The sequence below is a fragment of the Armatimonadia bacterium genome, from assembly GCA_039679385.1.
Classification (GTDB): Bacteria; Armatimonadota; Zipacnadia; order Zipacnadales; family JABUFB01; genus JAJFTQ01.
The window spans coordinates 15,509-32,335 of sequence record JBDKVB010000072.1 but is presented as its reverse complement, the minus strand read 5'-3'; the positions used below and the strand labels follow the sequence as shown (position 1 = coordinate 32,335).

General features: G+C 65.6%; 10 protein-coding genes. 7 read left to right on the top strand and 3 right to left on the bottom strand.

Translation table 11 applies throughout. From position 1 onward, the window contains the following. Window positions 1-30 precede the first annotated feature (30 nt). Window positions 31-1,947, bottom strand: a complete 1,917-nt coding sequence (locus tag ABFE16_08255) for a DUF4832 domain-containing protein (protein ID MEN6345287.1) — start codon at window positions 1,945-1,947, stop codon at window positions 31-33. Window positions 1,948-2,147: 200 nt separating this feature from the next. On the opposite strand from ABFE16_08255, the gene sixA reads away from it, so the two are divergent. Beyond that, window positions 2,148-2,597: a phosphohistidine phosphatase SixA gene (gene sixA, locus ABFE16_08250; protein ID MEN6345286.1), complete on the top strand. Its 450-nt coding sequence runs from the start codon at window positions 2,148-2,150 to the stop codon at window positions 2,595-2,597. Window positions 2,598-2,738: 141 nt separating this feature from the next. On the opposite strand, the gene ABFE16_08245 is transcribed toward sixA, so the two are convergent. Further along, window positions 2,739-4,523 (bottom strand): glycosyl hydrolase, encoded by a 1,785-nt coding sequence (locus ABFE16_08245; protein MEN6345285.1) that lies wholly within the window; start codon window positions 4,521-4,523, stop codon window positions 2,739-2,741. Here ABFE16_08245 and ispH point away from each other — a divergent pair. The 6 genes from ispH to ABFE16_08215 all read left to right on the top strand — a co-directional run bounded on the left by ispH (window position 4,500) and on the right by ABFE16_08215 (window position 13,144). Beyond that, complete coding sequence (ispH, locus tag ABFE16_08240) at window positions 4,500-5,351, top strand: 4-hydroxy-3-methylbut-2-enyl diphosphate reductase (GenBank protein ID MEN6345284.1); 852 nt, start codon at window positions 4,500-4,502, stop codon at window positions 5,349-5,351. The two genes, ABFE16_08245 and ispH, sit on opposite strands and share 24 nt — an antisense overlap. A 221-nt stretch (window positions 5,352-5,572) precedes the next feature. Next, window positions 5,573-5,956 carry a hypothetical protein gene (locus ABFE16_08235; protein MEN6345283.1) on the top strand — a complete coding sequence of 128 codons (384 nt, stop codon included), beginning with the start codon at window positions 5,573-5,575 and terminating at the stop codon, window positions 5,954-5,956. Between the two features lie 129 nt (window positions 5,957-6,085). Next, window positions 6,086-6,943 (top strand): hypothetical protein, encoded by an 858-nt coding sequence (locus tag ABFE16_08230; protein ID MEN6345282.1) that lies wholly within the window; start codon window positions 6,086-6,088, stop codon window positions 6,941-6,943. Window positions 6,944-7,145: 202 nt separating this feature from the next. Continuing rightward, window positions 7,146-9,629, top strand: coding sequence for a leucine--tRNA ligase (gene leuS / locus ABFE16_08225; GenBank protein ID MEN6345281.1), 2,484 nt, complete (start codon window positions 7,146-7,148; stop codon window positions 9,627-9,629). A 275-nt stretch (window positions 9,630-9,904) separates the two neighbouring features. Beyond that, the gene (locus tag ABFE16_08220) at window positions 9,905-10,648 is read left to right on the top strand and encodes a helix-hairpin-helix domain-containing protein (protein MEN6345280.1); all 744 of its coding nucleotides are present in this window, start codon (window positions 9,905-9,907) and stop codon (window positions 10,646-10,648) included. 12 nt (window positions 10,649-10,660) lie between these two features. Further along, window positions 10,661-13,144, top strand: a complete 2,484-nt coding sequence (locus ABFE16_08215) for a ComEC/Rec2 family competence protein (protein ID MEN6345279.1) — start codon at window positions 10,661-10,663, stop codon at window positions 13,142-13,144. Window positions 13,145-13,239: 95 nt separating this feature from the next. On the opposite strand, the gene ABFE16_08210 is transcribed toward ABFE16_08215, so the two are convergent. Then, a complete protein-coding gene (locus ABFE16_08210) occupies window positions 13,240-16,737 on the bottom strand; it encodes a right-handed parallel beta-helix repeat-containing protein (GenBank protein ID MEN6345278.1) in 3,498 nt (1,165 codons plus the stop codon). Between the last annotated feature and the right edge of the window lie 90 nt (window positions 16,738-16,827).

Below are 16,827 nucleotides of genomic sequence, written 5' to 3'. Positions count from 1 at the left end.
ACTACTTCCTACCGGCAGCGGGCCGGGTTGCTACAGGCCCTCCTCCAGCTCCAGCGTCACGTCATCCAGCCACAGTCGCGTGGTGATCGGTGCCTCCTGGTTGCCGCGCTCGATCGCGATGTCCCCGCTTGCACCCTCCAGGGGAACCTCCACATCGGCCTCCACGCGCTGCCAGGTTCCCATCTGCTTCAGGTCATAGGTGTCGGAGTTGAAGTTGGTCAGCCACTTACCGTCCTTGTTGTTGACGCCGAGCTTGACGTGCGGCGCATACCTCGTTGGCTCCATCGACTCCACCAGTAGCCACGCCGACAGCCGGTAGCGACTGCCGGGCCGCAGTTCCACCGGTGCCCGGAAGCTCGTGTAGTTCCAGGCCTTCTGGCACGAGCCTGTCACCAGCAGCGCGTGCTGTCCCGAGTGTGCCTGCGTATCGCCGACGGCGGCCGAGATCCCCTCGGCGGTTCCCCAAGGCTTGACCTCGCCCTCGAAGCCTTCCTCATACACCTTGCCGGCAGTCGCCGGTGCGCTCACACCGGGCACCACACCGAGAGCATACCAGTCTGCCTCGTCGCGACCGGCGATCCCGAGCAGAATCCGCCGACCGCTCTCCGGATCCACCATCGAGACTTTGAGCTGGTACTCGCCCGGAGGAGTCGTCCCCGGAAGTCGCAGCAGGACCGAACTGGAGACCTCCTCACCGGGCCACCACTGGGTCGTCGGAACCTTGGGAAAGGTGAGCTCCGAGGCGACCGCCTGGCCCTTCGCATCCTCAAGCCGCCACTCCAGGGCATAGCTGTCGTAGCAGGGAGCCACGCCGTCGTTGCGCCAGGTGCTGTTCACCAGCAGCCGCGAGACGTGCTCGCCGTCCAGCCGGACCTGCGCATTGTGCTCCAGCCGGGTCATCACGAAGCGGTAGCCGATCTTCCGCGCCGTCTCAGTGAGCTTCTGTCGGGCCTCCTCGGGCAAAGTATAGTAGTTCCCCAGGTTGGTGTTCAGGTAGCTGAGGGGGGCCTCGAGGGCCTTGTCCAGCGTCGCCTGCAGGTCCCAGCCCTTGGCCTTCATCTCGTCGAGGCCGCTGTGGAACTCGAAGTTGCACACGACACCACGCCGCGAGTAGGGCTTGTACAGCCAGTTGCCCACATCATAGCTGGCGCCCGAGGGGTTCAGCCCATCCTGCCGGAAGTGCACTCCCCGCAGCGCCGCGTAGTCGTTGATGGTCTGGTTGTCCTGCCCGCCGACATTGAGGAATACCTGGGTGCGCGGGAAGGCCTTCACATAGGCATCGATGATCCGTCGGTAGGCCTGGACATAGCGGGTATGGCTGAAGCCGGTCTCAGCGAGTTGCTGGGGCGTCCAGCGTGCGAGGTGCATCTCGCCCCACTCGCCGATGCTGCCGATGTCGACGAACTCCAGCCCTTCCCGGCCATCCAGGTACTCCCCGAGCTTGCGGATGAACTCGCACTGGACCTCCAGGTAGCGCTCGTCCCAGAACACCGGGTCCGTCTGCGTCTGCCCACGAAGGGCCGTGTGCTGCACTCCCGGGACACCCTTGTCGAAGACCCACTTGGGCGTCACGTAGTCAGCGGCGGAGTGCATGCTCTGGCACATAACCCGAAAGGCGACGCGCTTGTGGTTCTGCGCCACCCAGAAGTCGAAGCGCGGGCCGAAGAACTCGTCGAACTTGTAGACACCCTCCTCCGGGTTCAGCGCAGACCAGTCCATCCGGTAGTAGGCGACGCCCGCGATCCTCATGAACCAGTCCTCGGGCTTCGCCGTAAGGGGAGGATACTGGAGGTAGAGCCCCATGCGAGGGTTCAGCAGCACCTCGTCGCTCAGGGCCGGAGTGACCTGCACCATCGCAACTCCCGCTTCCTGTGTCGGAGTGTCCTGAGCCAGGGCCAGGCCGGTCATCAGGAGTGTGAGCCAAAGCAGCAAGGCAACGCGGAACATGGTCGGGCCTCCCTTGGGAAGTTCCTATCACGAAAGGTCCGGCGGATACTTCACCATCGCCCTGTTCCCCTGACCGCAACCAACATCCTTCCGCCGGCCTATCGCCCTCCACAGGGAATCAGGCGTGCGCCGGCGAACCAGTCAGTGTCGCAGACCCGCAGTCTGGGCGCGGGATGTCGGCATATCGGGAGGTGTCCACCATGGAGACGTTCTTTCTGCGCCACGGCGATGCGGTACCGGAGGGAGAGCGGCCCCTGTCCGAGCAGGGCCTCAAGGAGATGAAGCGTGTGGCGCGCTGGGTCAAGGACCACGAGCTCGGCCTCAGCGCGATCTACTCGAGTCCGCTACTGAGAGCCCGGCAGACCGCTGAGGTGGTAGCTGAGGTCCTGGGCCTCGAAGTCGTGGTGGACGCTGCGCTCGATTCCGGGGCATCACTGTCGGGCATCGCGAAGCTCCTCGACGGACGCTCGCCCGGTGATCGTGTGATGCTGGTCGGGCATGAGCCGGACTTCAGCGGAATGGTCGGTGAGCTGATTGGTGGTGGGGCGGTCGAGATGAGGAAGGGCGGCCTGGCACGGGTGGAGTCCGAGTGCCTGAAGCCCGGCTGCGGAGTCCTGCGCTGGTTGCTGACGCCCAAGACCATGGGGTAGTACCCATACGGCTTGGCCCGCGTCCTCACGGGGCGGCGCCTTTGCCGTTTCCGTTTCCCCTCGCCCAAAGCGGCGCGTCGTTAGGCCGCTCGTGGAGATGGGATGCCGGAGGCAGGGGTGAGGTGCCGTTGCGGCGCAATCTCACGGACGCGGTGCGACCACGACTGCCGCCTCCGCCTCGGCGAGGACTTCGCCCAGTTCGCTCCGAACGATGACACGCACGCGGTGCTCGCCGACCGTTGCCCGTTCGGTGTTCCAGGGGAAGAAGTAGGGCGGAGCGTTGGAGGCCGAGCGAACCTGGCCGTCGAGCATCAGACTGACGCGGTCCGGCTGGAGACCGCTGCCCAGGACCGCCTCGATGTTGACGCGACCTGCCAGGGCCGCAGGTGGTGCGCCCTCGACCACCAACGCGACACCTCGGGCGGGCGGCGAGGCCAGCTCAGACAGCGCCAGTGGCACTGAGGTGTGGACGCTCGGTTCCGCAGTGGTCGCCGGCGTAACCGGTCCTATCGGGGTCAGCGGCCCCACTGGTGTCAGCGGACCACTGGGCGCCGGCAAGGTCCCAGTCGGAGCGGCTCCCGGAGTGGCCAGCGGCGTCAGGAGAGCGGCGCCGGGTGCTCCGGCCGTTCCAGGCAGTGCCAGACCTCCGGCTCCCGCAACGACGGCCTGCGTAGCTTCGACGCGACTGAGGAAGTGCGGCGAGGCAATGACCTGCCGGTAGGCGGCCAGCACCTCCTCGTCATTGGTGAGCGCATAGTCGTTGTGCGCCAGGTTCTCTCTGAGGGTGTCCACCGAGAACCAGTTGATCATGCGCACCCGCGGAAAGCGCGTCTCAATGGTCTCGTACATCCTCCGCATCTCGCGCACCGCGAAATCGACCGTGGGCTTGTTGAGCGCGCCGCAGTGGTGCGTCGCGGCGTACTCGCAGACGGCAATCGGCTTGCGGTCGGCGTACAGGTTGTAGATGAACTCCAGGTGCTGCACCGCGTTGTCGACCGCGCGCTTGTTGAGGTTGCCTTCGTTGTACATCACACTGTAGGCGTTGACCCCAACCCAGTCCACGTAGGCGTCTCCCGGGTAGTAGAGCGGGATCGTGCTCTTCGGCGTCGCGAAGGGGCACCAGCACATGATCACATTCGGCGCCACGGAGTGAATCACGCTGTAGACCAGACGCCACTTGCGGATGTACAGGTCGGGGTCGCCGGAGTAGGCTTCCCAGTCGCCGTTCATCTCCGAGGCAAACCGCAGCAGGATCGGTGCCTGGTAGTGTGCACAGGCCTGCGCCCAACCTTGCAGGTAGGCGTCGTCGCGAATCTCGCCCAGACCATCATTCGGCTCCCAGGCGATGTGCGGCATTGCCCCGACGGCCTTCAGCTTGTTGGCCCACTCGAAGGGGAAGGGCTGGCCGTACCCCACGTAATGGAAGTACGAGGCATGCTTCTTATTGGTCAGCGCCTCGAAGACCGCGATATCGTCGGCAGCCCTCGGGTCCTTCTCTATGTAGGCGCCAAGGTAGCAGCCGTTGGCGGGCTCATAGGGTGCAAGAGCCTGGGCCCCGGCGAAGTGAGTCAGCAGTAGGAGACTCGCGCAGAGGAATCGGAGACTGGCCATAATGGGATCGCAGGCATTATAGTCATGGCTGACCGGCAGCGTCAACGACGCGCCCGTCTTGGCCTTACCCACTTTGGGCGCAGGAGGCGGAACCCGGGTCGGCCGCGAGCGTCCTGCCCGCGCCCAGCAGTCCTTCGAGACTGAGGTGTCGTTGCCCTTGTCGTTGCCCTTGTCGTTGCCGTTTTCGTTGCCGTTGCCTTCTCCTCTCCACCGCGTGGAGAGGAGATGCCGCAGGCAGGGGTGAGGTGCCGTGAGAGGCGCTGCCGCTACCACCGAAAGGAAGCCACCGCTATGGAGATCGTCCTGGCCGAGCATGCAGGATTCTGCTTTGGTGTCAGACGCGCCATCGAGCGGGCCGTCGCCGAGACAGCCCAGCGGGGTCGTCTCTACTCTCAGGGACCGCTGATCCACAACCGGCAAGCGGTCGACCAGTTACGGGAGCAGGGGCTCGAGCCCATCGAGGACATCGACGATGCTCCGCCGGGGGCAACCGTCATGCTCCGCACCCACGGTGTCGGACCGACAGTCTATGACCGCGCCCGCGAGCGTGGGCTGGAGGTCATCGACACCACTTGCCCCTTCGTCGCCCGTGCCCAGCGGGAGGCGGCTCGTCTGCACAAGGCCGGCTATCAGGTCCTCGTCCTCGGTGAGCCCGAGCATCCCGAGGCGCAGGCAATCCGCGAGCACACCGGCGGGGCTGCGGATATCGTCCAGTGCGCCGACGACCTGGTCGGCCGCGAGCTGAAGCGCCGCATCGCCGTGGTGTGCCAGACCACGCAGCGTGTCGAGACACTGCAGGAACTCGTCCGCTACCTCATCCCGAAGGTCTCCGATCTGGCCATCGCCAACACCATCTGCGACGCCACCACCCAGCGCCAGGAGGCCGCCCTGCAGATGGCCCGGGGTGTCGACATGGTCGTCGTCATCGGCGGACGCCATAGCGCGAACACCACCCGACTGGCACAGATCTGCGCCGACGCAGGCAAGCCAACCCACCACATCGAGACCGCCGAGGAGGTCGACTGTGCCTGGCTCGAAGGCGTCGAGAGAGTCGGCGTCACTGCTGGCGCCTCCACTCCTGACGAGGCCATTCGCGAGACGATCGCCAGGCTCGAAGGCTGCGCCAGAGAACGCGGCGACTGACCCTCGGGTACCCCGGTGCCTCACGAGGTCTGCTGGGGAACGCATGTTTGATTGGACGTATTGACTTTGGGGTGCGGAAGACTATAATGCTGCCGAGGAACCGTTGGCGAGGGATGCCTGACGGCAGGCGTGACGGCGCTACGGAAGTGTCTTCAGTACCCGGCTGGGTGGGCATCGTAGGGGGGAGCCGGGTCTTTGTTTTTGGAGTAGAGTGTCGACCGATGGCGACTGCCTTTGTCCTGGCGAGACGCGGGCCCGTACCAGTAGGTAAACTCTTCGGGTACCTGGCCCAGATCCTGCTGGGAACTGCCCCAACCAGCAATGGCACCGCGCCGGCTCTCAACGTGAGCGTCCGCTGCAGCAAGTGCGGCGAGACCATCACGGTCCGAGTCGACAAGGCCAATGACCTGCTCGCCGAGTATGCCGACGAGGCCTCCGACAGCGAGGAGATGCCGCATCCCATCGGCTACACCCTCCACAAGGAAGTCGTCGGACGCTCCTGCCCCAACCTCGTCCACTTCGTCATGCAGTTTGATGCCCACAGGCGCGTGACAAAGCACCGCATCGAAGGTGGTACCTTCGTCGGCTGGCAGGATACCCGCTAGACCCCACTAACCGCAGCAGTTCCCTTCCGCCTCTCCAGTCCCGATCCACAGAGCGCTTCGCCGCAGGCAGGTACTCGGACTGATCCTGGGGAACCTGTCCCCATGACCAGCCCGGAAGGCTCTAAGGCCTTGGACACCCAAGAGCCCAAACTCTTCAGTCTCCCAGCGCCCTACGCCCTGCTAGCCATCGGCGTCGTCTGCTACGGTTTCCTCGTCGCCGTGCCGCTCACCAGCGGCATCCCCGACTGGGTGGCCACCTTCGGAGGCAGCCTGCTCTTCGCCTGCCTGTCGATGGCGCTGGTGGGTGCAGGAACCCTGTGGCGCACCCAGCCCTATGAGGAGATGCTGCTATCAGCCGCCTTCCTCATTGCGTGGGTACTCCTCGACAAGCTATCAGGTTCCCACGAGATGCTCCGTCTCTACCTGGGGCCGGCCTCCAACGTCCTCTTCCTGCTCAGTTGCCTCTTCGTCGGCAAGGTCCTCGCACACATTGTCCGCGAGCGGGCGATGGCCCTTCCGGTGGCCATCGTCGCAGCCGTGGCCGACATCTTCACCGTCTTCTGGGGACCGACCGGCCAGGCCCTTGAGAAGGCTCCGAAGCTGGTGGCCAAGCTCTCCCTCGCGATTCCGCAGGCAGGTTCCGCAGCCGGTCCGGCGGGTGCCAGGGGCCTTGCTCACGTCGCAACCATCGGCTTGGGCGACTTCATCTTCCTTTCCCTGTTCATGTGCCTCGCCGTCCGGTTTGGCCTGAGGGTCGTTCCGACCTTCTGGGCGATGCTGGTTGGTGCGTGCGTCGGCATCGCCATTGCGCTGGGCAATCCCTTTGGGCTCGCAGGCATGCCCTTGCTGCCCTACATGTCCGCCGGATTCCTGGCCGTCAACCTCCACGAGTTCCACCTGACCGCCCAGGAGCGACGTGACCTTCTGATTGCGCTGGTTATCCTGGGGGTGCTCTTCGCGGTCGTGGCCGTGGCCTTGCGCTTGTAGAACCCGCGTGGTAGTCTACATAGACATCAAAAGGGGTGGCCGCCCTGAACCTCCAGGGGTGGCCACTCTTCGCGCTGGTCTGCTGCCTGGCAGATCCGCTGTCGCAGTTCTTCCTGACTAACTCTCGTGCACCCGTGTTGCCCTTTACACGCCTTGGTGCCCGGCACACCCCTTGAGTGGCTGGATCAGAAGGAGTCCCACCGTGGCTGACCGTTACGACTTCAACACCATCGAACCCGCCTGGCAGACGTACTGGACCGAGCATCGCCTCTTCAACATCGAGCGCGATGCCGACAAGCCCAAGTACTACTGCCTCAACATGTACCCCTACCCTTCCGGCGACCTGCACATGGGCCACATGCGCAACTACATCATCGGCGACATCCTCGCCCGCTTCCACATGATGCAGGGCTACGCCGTCATGCACCCCATGGGTTGGGATGCCTTCGGACTGCCCGCCGAGAACGCCGCCATCACCCGCCAGATCCACCCGGTGGCCTGGACCAAGCAGTGCACCGACAAGATGCGCGTGCAGTTCTCCCGCCTCGGCATCACCTATAACTGGGAGCGCGAGGTCGATTGCTCTGCGCCCGACTACTACAAGTGGACCCAGTGGCTGTTCCTGGAGCTGTACAAGGCCGGACTAGCCTACACCGGCACCGCAACCGTCAACTGGTGCCCTTCCTGCCAGACCGTGCTGGCCAACGAAGAACTCGACGGCGACGCCTGCGAGCGCTGCGGCAGCCTCGTGGAGCCCCGGCCCACCGGGAATCAGTGGTTCTTCCGCATCACCGACTATGCCGACCGGCTGCTCGACGACCTCTCGCTACTCGACAACTGGCCCGAGCGCGTGCGGACTATGCAGGCTAACTGGATCGGCCGCTCGGAGGGCGTGTCCTTCCGCCTGAAGCTCGAGAACCGCGACGACGAGGTCGAGGTCTTCACCACTCGCATCGACACCCTCTACGGCGTCACCTACATGGTGCTGGCGCCCGAGCATCCGCTGGTCAAGCAACTGACCGCCGGGACCGAGTACGAGAAGCCCGTTCGCGAGTTCGTCACCAGCGCCCTGCGTGAGGGTGAGATTGCTCGCTCGGCGGCTGAGACGGAGAAACGTGGCGTCTTCACCGGCGCCTATGCGATCCATCCGCTGACCGGCGAGCGCGTGCCGATCTGGGTCGGCAACTACGTGCTCATGGGCTACGGTACCGGTGCGATCATGGCCGTTCCGGCGCATGACCAGCGCGACCTGGAGTTCGCCCACCGGTTCAACCTACCCGTGAAGGTCGTCATCCAGCCCGAGGGCGAGACCCTCGACCCACAGACCATGACCGAGGCCTACACGACCGCCGGTGTCCAGGTCAACAGTGGGTCCTTCGACGGCATGAGCTCCGAGGACGCCAAGAGCGCCCTGGCCGATCACCTGGAGAAGCTCGGAGTCGGCAAGCGCACGGTGAACTACCGGCTGCGTGACTGGCTCATCTCCCGCCAGCGCTACTGGGGAGCTCCGATCCCAATCGTGTGGTGCGAGGACTGCGGACCGGTGCCGGTGCCCGAGGAGGACCTGCCGGTCCTGCTGCCTCCGGAGGCCGACTTCCAGCCCACCGGCGATTCCCCGCTCAAGCGCCATCCGACCTTCAAGCACACGACTTGCCCCAAGTGCGGCAAGCCGGCAGAGCGCGAGACCGACACGATGACCACCTACGTGGACTCCTCGTGGTACTACCTGCGCTACTGCAGCCCGAAGGCCGATGACGAGGTGTTCCACCGCGAAGACGTCGATTACTGGATGCCCGTCGATCAGTACGTCGGCGGCGTGGAGCACGCAGTGCGCCATCTGCTGTACAGCCGATTCATCACCAAGGTCCTCAAGGACCGCGGATTCCTGAAGTTCGACGAGCCCTTCTCCCGCCTGTTCACCCAGGGGATGATCTACAAGGACGGCTCGAAGATGAGCAAGTCCAAGGGCAACGTGGTGGGCATCGACGACATGGTCGAGCAGTACGGGGCGGATACGGCGCGAACCTTCATCCTCTTTGTCGGACCGCCGGAGCAGGATGCCGAGTGGAGTGACAAGGGCGTGGAGGGTGCGCACCGCTTCCTGCAGCGTGTCTGGCGTGCGGCCCTCGAGGGCCCAGGCTTCGCCCCGGCCTGGAGGGACAACCTGCCCGCCTCACCGGAGGAACAGGACCGGGCGATGCGGCGCAAGACCCACCAGACGATCCGCCGCGTCACCGAAGACATCGCCAACATGGGCCTGAACACCATGATCGCCGCGCTGATGGAGCTCACCAACGACGTCCTGCCCTACATGGCGACCGTCGGCGAGTGTCCCGGCAAGAAGGCCGTCTACAGTGAGGCCGTCGAGGCCCTGATCCTGCTGCTGTCCGTGACGGCGCCGCATCTGTGCGAAGAGCTCTGGAAGCGGACCGGCCACAAGCCCAGCGTCCTGCAGGCCAGCTGGCCGCAGGCTGATCCCGCCCTGGCCGCCGAGGAGAGCGTCAGTGTGGTTGTCCAGGTGAACGGCAAGGTTCGCGACCGCCTCCAGGTGCCGGCCGGTAGCGACATGGAGTCGGTCAAGAGCCAGGCGCTGGAGCTGCCGGTCGTGGCCAAGCACCTCGCCGGCAAGCAGGTCGTCAAGATCATCACTGTGCCGGATAAACTGGTCAACATCGTGGTAAAATGACCGTGTGAGGATGTTGTCGCAGATATCCCAGGCGACGGCTCGGGGGTAGCGACGGTGAATCGGTTCACGGCGTCCATACGTAGTCTGGCGCTCTACCTGGCGCTGACCTTGGCCCTGGCCCTGACTCTCCTTCCCGGCTGCATGCCGGGTGGTGGCTGAGGCGGGACCCCGTAGCGCCGGGTGCGCTCACTAACTTGAGTAACTGGCTGGAGCCCTCTCCCGTCCTGGGCCTGGGCTCCGGCTGACACCATTGCCTCCACCGGGGGGTGTCAGGCATGATCCTGACCAAGGGGCAACGGGTGACCCTTGCTGTCGCCCTAGGGTTCGCGGTGCTGGCGGTCGGAGTAGTCTTCGCTCGACGCGCCGCCAGTCCTCAGGCCCTTGTGGTTGAGAACACTGCGGCGACTCGTGACGCGGCGGCCGACGCCGGCACCGGACGCATCACGGTCCACGTCGTCGGAGCCGTGCGATCCCCGAATGTCTACACACTCGCGGGCGGTTCGCGAGTCTATCAGGCGGTCCAGGCGGCAGGCGGGTTCTCCGCCGAGGCCTGCCCCGAGTGGATGAACCTGGCGAGTCCTCTCAAGGACGGCCAGCAGGTCTGTGTCCCCAGTCGAGCAGCGCAGCCTTCCTCTTCACCCCAGCCCTCCACTGCGGCACCACCAGTCCATCAGCCCGACCTCACCGTCTGTGCGGGCACCCCTGCGTCCACGGGTTCGGCCGGTGTATCCGGGCCGACGAGAGCAGCTCCGCCCCAGCCTTCCACAAGCGCAGGCCCGTCTTCCCAGACCCTCCGGAAGGGCGGCACCCAGGCTACTCCTGCTCCCGGACAGGTTCACCTCAACAGCGCAACCGCGGAGGAGCTGGAGGCCTTGCCCGGGGTCGGTCCCGTCGTCGCCGGGCGCATTGTGTCGTACCGCCAGACCGTCGGCCCCTTCCGTCGCGTCGAGGACCTCCTGCAGGTGAAGGGCATCGGCGAGAAGACCTTCGCCCGCATGAAACCCTATCTCTCACTGTAGCGGGTGCACCCGGTGGCGATTGTCCAGGACCTGCTGAAGCAAGCCAGACGTGAGATTGCACCGAGGCCGCTGGTGGCCCTGTCGGCGGCGCTGGCGATAGGGATCCTGCTGGCGGATCGCATAGCCTTCCCGATGTGGGCGTGCGCAGGCTTCACGGTCCTCCTTGTGGTGATATGCCTCCTAACGCGCAACCCGCACTGTGCCGCCGTGAGCCTGCTCCTGGCGACCTCAGGCCTCGGTGCGCTGCTGCACAGTCTCGCCATGACCCCGCTCCCCGGCGACCTTTCAAGACTCGCTGAAGCCCCACTCTCGAGCCTCGAAGGCACCCTCCTTCAGGTCAGCTACCAACGCGGTGGTCACGCCGCCTTCCTGCTCCGGCCTAGGTACGCGACTGACGCCCAGGGACGCCGCCGCCGGGTCAGCGGGCAGGCCCAGGTGACAGTCCAGAGCCGGGTCAGGATGCTCCTGCGGCCGGGTCAGCAGGTGCGCCTGGACAAGCCCCTGGTCAACCTCCCGCAGCGAGCGACCAACTGGGGCCAGCCGGATGCACGCAAGGCCCTCGCCCGTCGAGGCGTCTTCTCTGTGGTCGAGGCCGCCACGCTGACCGCCCTTCCGGGAGAGGCGTCCCTATTGGTGCGGCTGGAGGAGCATCTGTCCGGCACCCGCCGGCGCGTGTTGGAGCTCTACCGGCGGGCCCTGGGTGGTTCTGGCGACGAGCAGATGGCCGACCTCCTTGCCGCGATGGTACTGGGCGACGACGTAGCCGACCTCAGCGACGAGACGCGTGAGCTCTTCCGGCGCAGCGGCACGATTCATCTCCTGGTGGTGTCCGGCGCCCAGGTCTCAGCAGTAGTCGCCCTTGTCGTCACTCTCGCCGGCGGCTCTCGCGGTTTGACCTGGCGGCATCTGCTGCTCATCGGCCCGCTGATCCTGTGGTTCGGTCTGCTGACCGGCATGGGCGCTTCCATCGCCCGCTCCCTGATCATGTGCGCGATCTGGGCCGTCTGCACCGTCTCAGCGCGTCAGTACGACCTCGCCTCCTCCATCGCCCTTGCCGCGATCCTCTTGATGCTCACCCATCCGGGCGTGATTTTTGGGGCCGGGGCGCAGCTCACCTTCGCCGCCACCATCGGCGTGACGGTCTCTCTGGCGGGTCGCAGACCACGCCCTCTGTACGGCCACGATGCTCTCAGCCGCGCCGCGATAGGCATTGCAGAGTGTATCTCTCTGGCAGGCATCGCGACCGTGGGTACTTGGCTGATGACCGTCCCGCTGTTGTGGAGCCACTTCTACGGGTTCTCGATGGTCGGCGTTGTGGCGAACCTTGTTGCGGTGCCGCTCTCGACGCTGGTGGTGATCCTGGGGTTGGCGGCGGCGCTGCTCGGGTCTCTTGCGCCTGCTCTGGCCTGGCCTCTGTGCGCGCTGGCACGGGTGCTGATCTCCTGCATCTGCGGGGTTAACAGCCTCTGCGTCCGCCTACCCGGTGCCTTCGTGGACAACGTGTACCTGCCGCCCCTGGGCTGCGTGATCTGGTACGCGGCCCTCGCCCTCCTGTTCGGGCTCCTGCGCTCCGGGGCGCTCAAGCGGGCTTGGTCGGAGCATCGGGGCACGCTCCTCGCCGCCGCCGCCCTCGTCCTTGCTCTGGTAACCTGCGGGTGTGCGATCTCCTGCCTCTGGCCCCGACCCGCGACCGTCACCACCTTCGACGTCGGCGAGGGCCAGAGCTCCTTGGTCGAGACCCCCGACGGGCGAACCATCCTCGTGGATGCCGGCGGCCGTTTCGGGCTCTCCACTTTCCAGTTGGCCCGCGACGTGCTTCGCCCCTACCTGGTTCGCCGTGGCCACCGCCGGATCGACGTGCTCGTGATCACTCACCCAGACACCGACCACTACAGCGCCGTCACCACCCTGGCTCGCTGGATGCCCGTCGGAGTCGTGCTCGTGAGCGGTGACGCCGAGGAGCGAAGCTGGCAGCGAACTCTCTCCTCACTGCGGTCGGGGGGCGCGATCGTGCGAGTCGCCCGTGCGGGCACCCGACTTTCCCTCGGGGAGACCACGCTGGAGGTGCTCTCACCACCGGCCGACCGCGAGACGCAGGAGCTTCCCACCGGAGACAACAACGCCTCGCTCCTGGTCAGAGTCAAGTCCGGCCGCCTCACAGCGCTTTTCCCGGGTGACCTCGAGACCGCCGGCATGGTCTGGGCACTCAATCATCTGTCGCCCTCGCGACTTCGCGCCGACTTCCTCCAGGTCCCCCATCACGGACGCAGCAGCGCCAATCTTCCCGCCTTCTGGGAGACGGTACAGCCGAAGGTGGCAGTCGTCTCGCGTCGTGGTGAGCCACCCGAGCGGGCAGGCGCCGACACCTGCGCCGAGTTCGCCCGCCACCAACTCAGCACCGAGGAGGTGGGTGCCGTGCGAGTCGAGCAGCGGGGTCGCCGACTCCTTGTCACCACCTGCCTCGCTCCTTGCCGGGCACCAAAAAGGGGGCTGTGAGATCACAGCCCCCTGCGAGATACTTGCAGCAACCTGACACCTGGTGTCAGGTCCTTAGTGTGCGGCTAAGCACCACTAACGCCCCCTTATCTGGGTCACGGAAGCATCTCCCCGACGATCCGGAGGAACCCGAAGCGCAGCGCCACACCCTCGAAGTCCTCTGCCCGATAGCGTCCGGCCTTCTTGGACTCGGCGATCGGCACCGCCCGATTCGGCACGTCGGGAAGCAGCTCCACCACCACAGTATGCTCTGTGTCGGGCAGCCCGCCGGCGATGGACAGCCCCGACAGCCGCTGGTAGTACGACCAGGGATCGACCTGCTGCCGGGTGCCGACGACGGTCCCGTCCACGGTCATCCGAGCGATGCCGGTGTCGGGACCCATGAGGTTGAAGAAACCGGCCTCCGTCCCCTTGAAGCGGAAGGTCAACTTGGCGCCCGGCGTGTTGGTGTACCAGATGCTGTCGAAGTGCCGCGCAAACTGGCGGCTGAGCGGATCCAGCGGCGACAACTTCTGCCACTGTCCGGTCAGCATGTCGGCAGTGATCGGCACTTGCCGGGCGCGTTCCATGTTGTTGGCGTTGATGGGACGCTTGGCGAGCGCAGCCACGTGGAGTGCTTCGGTCGGCGCTGTCGAAGCAGCGGCGATCTGCGCCAGTCCCTCGGCGATTGTCTGGGCGTAGAGTTGGTTGGCGGCCGCCGAGGGGCGGGTACCATCCGCCGAAAACACAATCTTGCCGGTCAGCTTGGCCGCTTCCTCGGCCGTCGCCTTGACCACCAGCTTTCCCTCGCGCTCCAGCTTCTCCACGCGCACCCCCAGGTTAATCGAGGGAATGCCGTAGTGCTCCGACACGCGTTCGTAGGCCGAGACTACCACCGGCGACATGCCCTCTCGGTAGTCTGCCTGGTAGCCGTCGCGGAAGGCGTACAGGAACAGGAACTCCACCTTCGGGTCGGTGCTCCAGGCCTGGCGCACGATGCCCTCCATCGACAGCCAGATGGACCGCTGGTCGGCGATGTCTCGGTCGTCCGAGGCGAAGTCTACCAGCACCAGGTCCGGCTTCTTGTCGAGCACGTCATGGCGGAATCGGAAGGTGCTGAAGCTCGAACCACGGACGCAATCGCAGATCCCGGCGTCGATCTCGCTGACCTCAACACCCGGGTAGTGAGCGCGAAGGGTCTTCAGCAGCTCCGCACGCCAGCCCGAAGAGGGGTGAATCCCGCCGCCGAAGTAGGCGACCTTGATCGGCTGCTTGGCTGCCAGCTTGGCCGCGAGCGTCCCCAGACCCTTGCGTGGATTGACCTCCCGCGCCGGAGTGCGACCGTAGCCCGGAAGGTCCACGTACTCGAGTGTCGTGAACTCGCCCCGGGCACTGGCGCCGGGAGCCTCGACAATCGGCCAGCTTGCCCGGCGGTCATCGGCGAAGCACCCGATGCGGTCCGTCGGGATCTGCTGGAACCCGAGCTTGAGCGCCGGCGACTCGGGCTTCAGACGGTAGTCGTGATTCGCCGCATCCACGAAGAGCGGGTCTGCCAGCACCGAGTGCTGATCAACGCCGAGGCTGCGCCACTTCTCCCAGCCCATGAGCTCGTTGATGTCCGGCTGACGATCCAGCCGGACCTTGACCTCCATCCCCGGCGGCGCATAGACCAGGTTGTAGTCCCACTCGTTCTTGGCGAAGTCTTCCTTCGTCATGCGCAACTGGTAGAGCAGTTGCCCGCCCTGCCAGCCACTCTGGTTCTCCTCGCGGAGCCAACGGGTACCCTCTTCCGTGTAGTAGACGATGTTGCGCAGGAAGCGGACGCCGCTCATCTCCTCGGGACGAGTGTCCTTGTAGTCCGCCAGTTCCGGGTAGCGCTCCAGGTAGGGCGAGCCGGGCTGCCGGTTGTCCCGCAGCTTTTGGTAAATGCTGGGCCACTCTCCCCAGTTCGGGGCGAGCATCCCCTCGTTGATTGCCGGGCAGTCGACGAGGATGTTGTTCTCCCAGGTGTTGTCGCGTCCCCCGTGGTTGTGCAGGGCGCAGATGGGCACGCTCCAGAGGATGTTGCCGTACACCAGCGTGCCGGTTGTCGGGTCGTCCAGGTAGATGCCCCAGGTGAAGCCCGGGTAGTGGAAGCCGATCTTGCCCTTCGAGACCGGCGACCAGGAGTTGATCTTCCCGTACCCGCCGCAGTGGTGGAAGATGTTGTAGCGGATGGTGTTGTTGCGCTGGGTCCAGTCGCGGGAGCAAAAGTAGATGCCGCCCGTGTCTGCCGACTGCAGGTTCGTGTGGTGCACGAGGTTGTACTCGACGAGGTTGTCGTTCCCGCTCAGGGTCATCCCTGCGTGGGGCGTATCGTGGATGAGGTTGTGGTCGGCCCGGTTGCCCACGCCGCTGCAATTGATGGCGGTGTTGTAGGTCCGGTTGAAGGCGGCCACATGGTGTACGTAGTTGTTCGTCGCGTAGTTGTCGCCACGCTGGAGGGTCTTGCGGTCGCCGCCGCTGAGCGAGATGCCGCCCGAGCCTGTGGCGTAGACGTCGTTCCCGAAGGCACCGGAGTTGGTCCCGCCGTTGATGCGCACTCCCCAGGCGCCGCAGTTCCGAACCGTGCACTGGGCAACCTCGCACCTCTCGCACCCATCGAGCACCACCGCGTCGCCGTCGCAGGCCTCCACAGTGAACCCGCGCAGATTCACATAGCGGGCACCCTTGATGACTACCACGCTATCCATGACGGCCGCGAGAACCTCGCCGGTGTTCACGTCCGCCGGTGGCCAGAAGTAGAGCGTGGACGTGTCGCGGTCCAGGTACCACTCGCCGGGTGCATCGAGCTCCTCGAGCAGGTTCTGGACGAAGTAGCGGTCGCCCACGCGCATATCGTAGGAGGTCTTGCCGGCGAGCGTGACGGTGCCCTCTGCCTTGTCGGCCGACTTGACTCGAAGTATGTTCCAGGCCCAGTCATGCTGGGGGAAGATGCCGACCTCGGCGTAGCTCACCTTCGTCCAGTCCTTGACCACGCCCGGCATGGCGGTGAAGTGGTCTTGCACCTGGTCACCGTCAACGGCAGCCACATGCTCCCACTTCCCGCCGTGAGGGTCCGAGGGGTCTACGTTCGGGCAACGGGCCATGACCATGCGCTCGCCACGGAAGAACAGTTGCCGGAAGACCGTCTTGGCCAGCGGCGTGTTCTGCAGGCTGGCCTGGAGGATCTGGCCCTTGTAGGGATGGAAGCCCGTGATCTTGCGTGCACCGACCAGAAGCGGCTTCTCGCCCGGATAGGCGCGGTAGGTGACGGGAGCGGTCGAGGTGCCGGAGTCCTCCGGCCCGAACTGCAGAGCCGCGGGAAGCTCGTAAGTGCCGCCACGGACGAAGACAATCACCGCGTCCTGCGGTGAGCCGGCCCGGAGTCGCCGCACCTCTTGCTGGGCGCGCTGGAGGGTTGCGAAGGGGCCGTTGATGCCCTGGGGATCGGGTAGCTTTCCGGTCGCCTGGTCGTTGCCGCCCCGGGCAACGTAGAGCTTGACCTCGCCGGCCATGGCGGGAACCAGGACACCGCCCACAGCCACGACCACCAACATCGGGAGAGCCCACGCTCTGAGTGCCGCAGGGGACATGTCAAAGGTCCTCCCTTACAAAGTGAAAGACGAGGCCCTGTTCCACGCCGGGGCCTCGTCTCCCTTGTCTCCGTGAGGGTAGCGCTGCGG

Coding starts and splice junctions, on each gene's coding strand:
- ABFE16_08245 (MEN6345285.1), bottom strand. CDS start 4,523: ATGCTCGGCCAGGACGATCTCCATAGCGGTGGCTTCCTTTCGGTGGTA.
- ABFE16_08220 (MEN6345280.1), top strand. CDS start 9,905: ATGATCCTGACCAAGGGGCAACGGGTGACCCTTGCTGTCGCCCTAGGG.
- ABFE16_08255 (MEN6345287.1), bottom strand. CDS start 1,947: ATGTTCCGCGTTGCCTTGCTGCTTTGGCTCACACTCCTGATGACCGGC.
- ispH (MEN6345284.1), top strand. CDS start 4,500: ATGGAGATCGTCCTGGCCGAGCATGCAGGATTCTGCTTTGGTGTCAGA.
- ABFE16_08235 (MEN6345283.1), top strand. CDS start 5,573: ATGGCGACTGCCTTTGTCCTGGCGAGACGCGGGCCCGTACCAGTAGGT.
- sixA (MEN6345286.1), top strand. CDS start 2,148: ATGGAGACGTTCTTTCTGCGCCACGGCGATGCGGTACCGGAGGGAGAG.
- ABFE16_08210 (MEN6345278.1), bottom strand. CDS start 16,737: ATGTCCCCTGCGGCACTCAGAGCGTGGGCTCTCCCGATGTTGGTGGTC.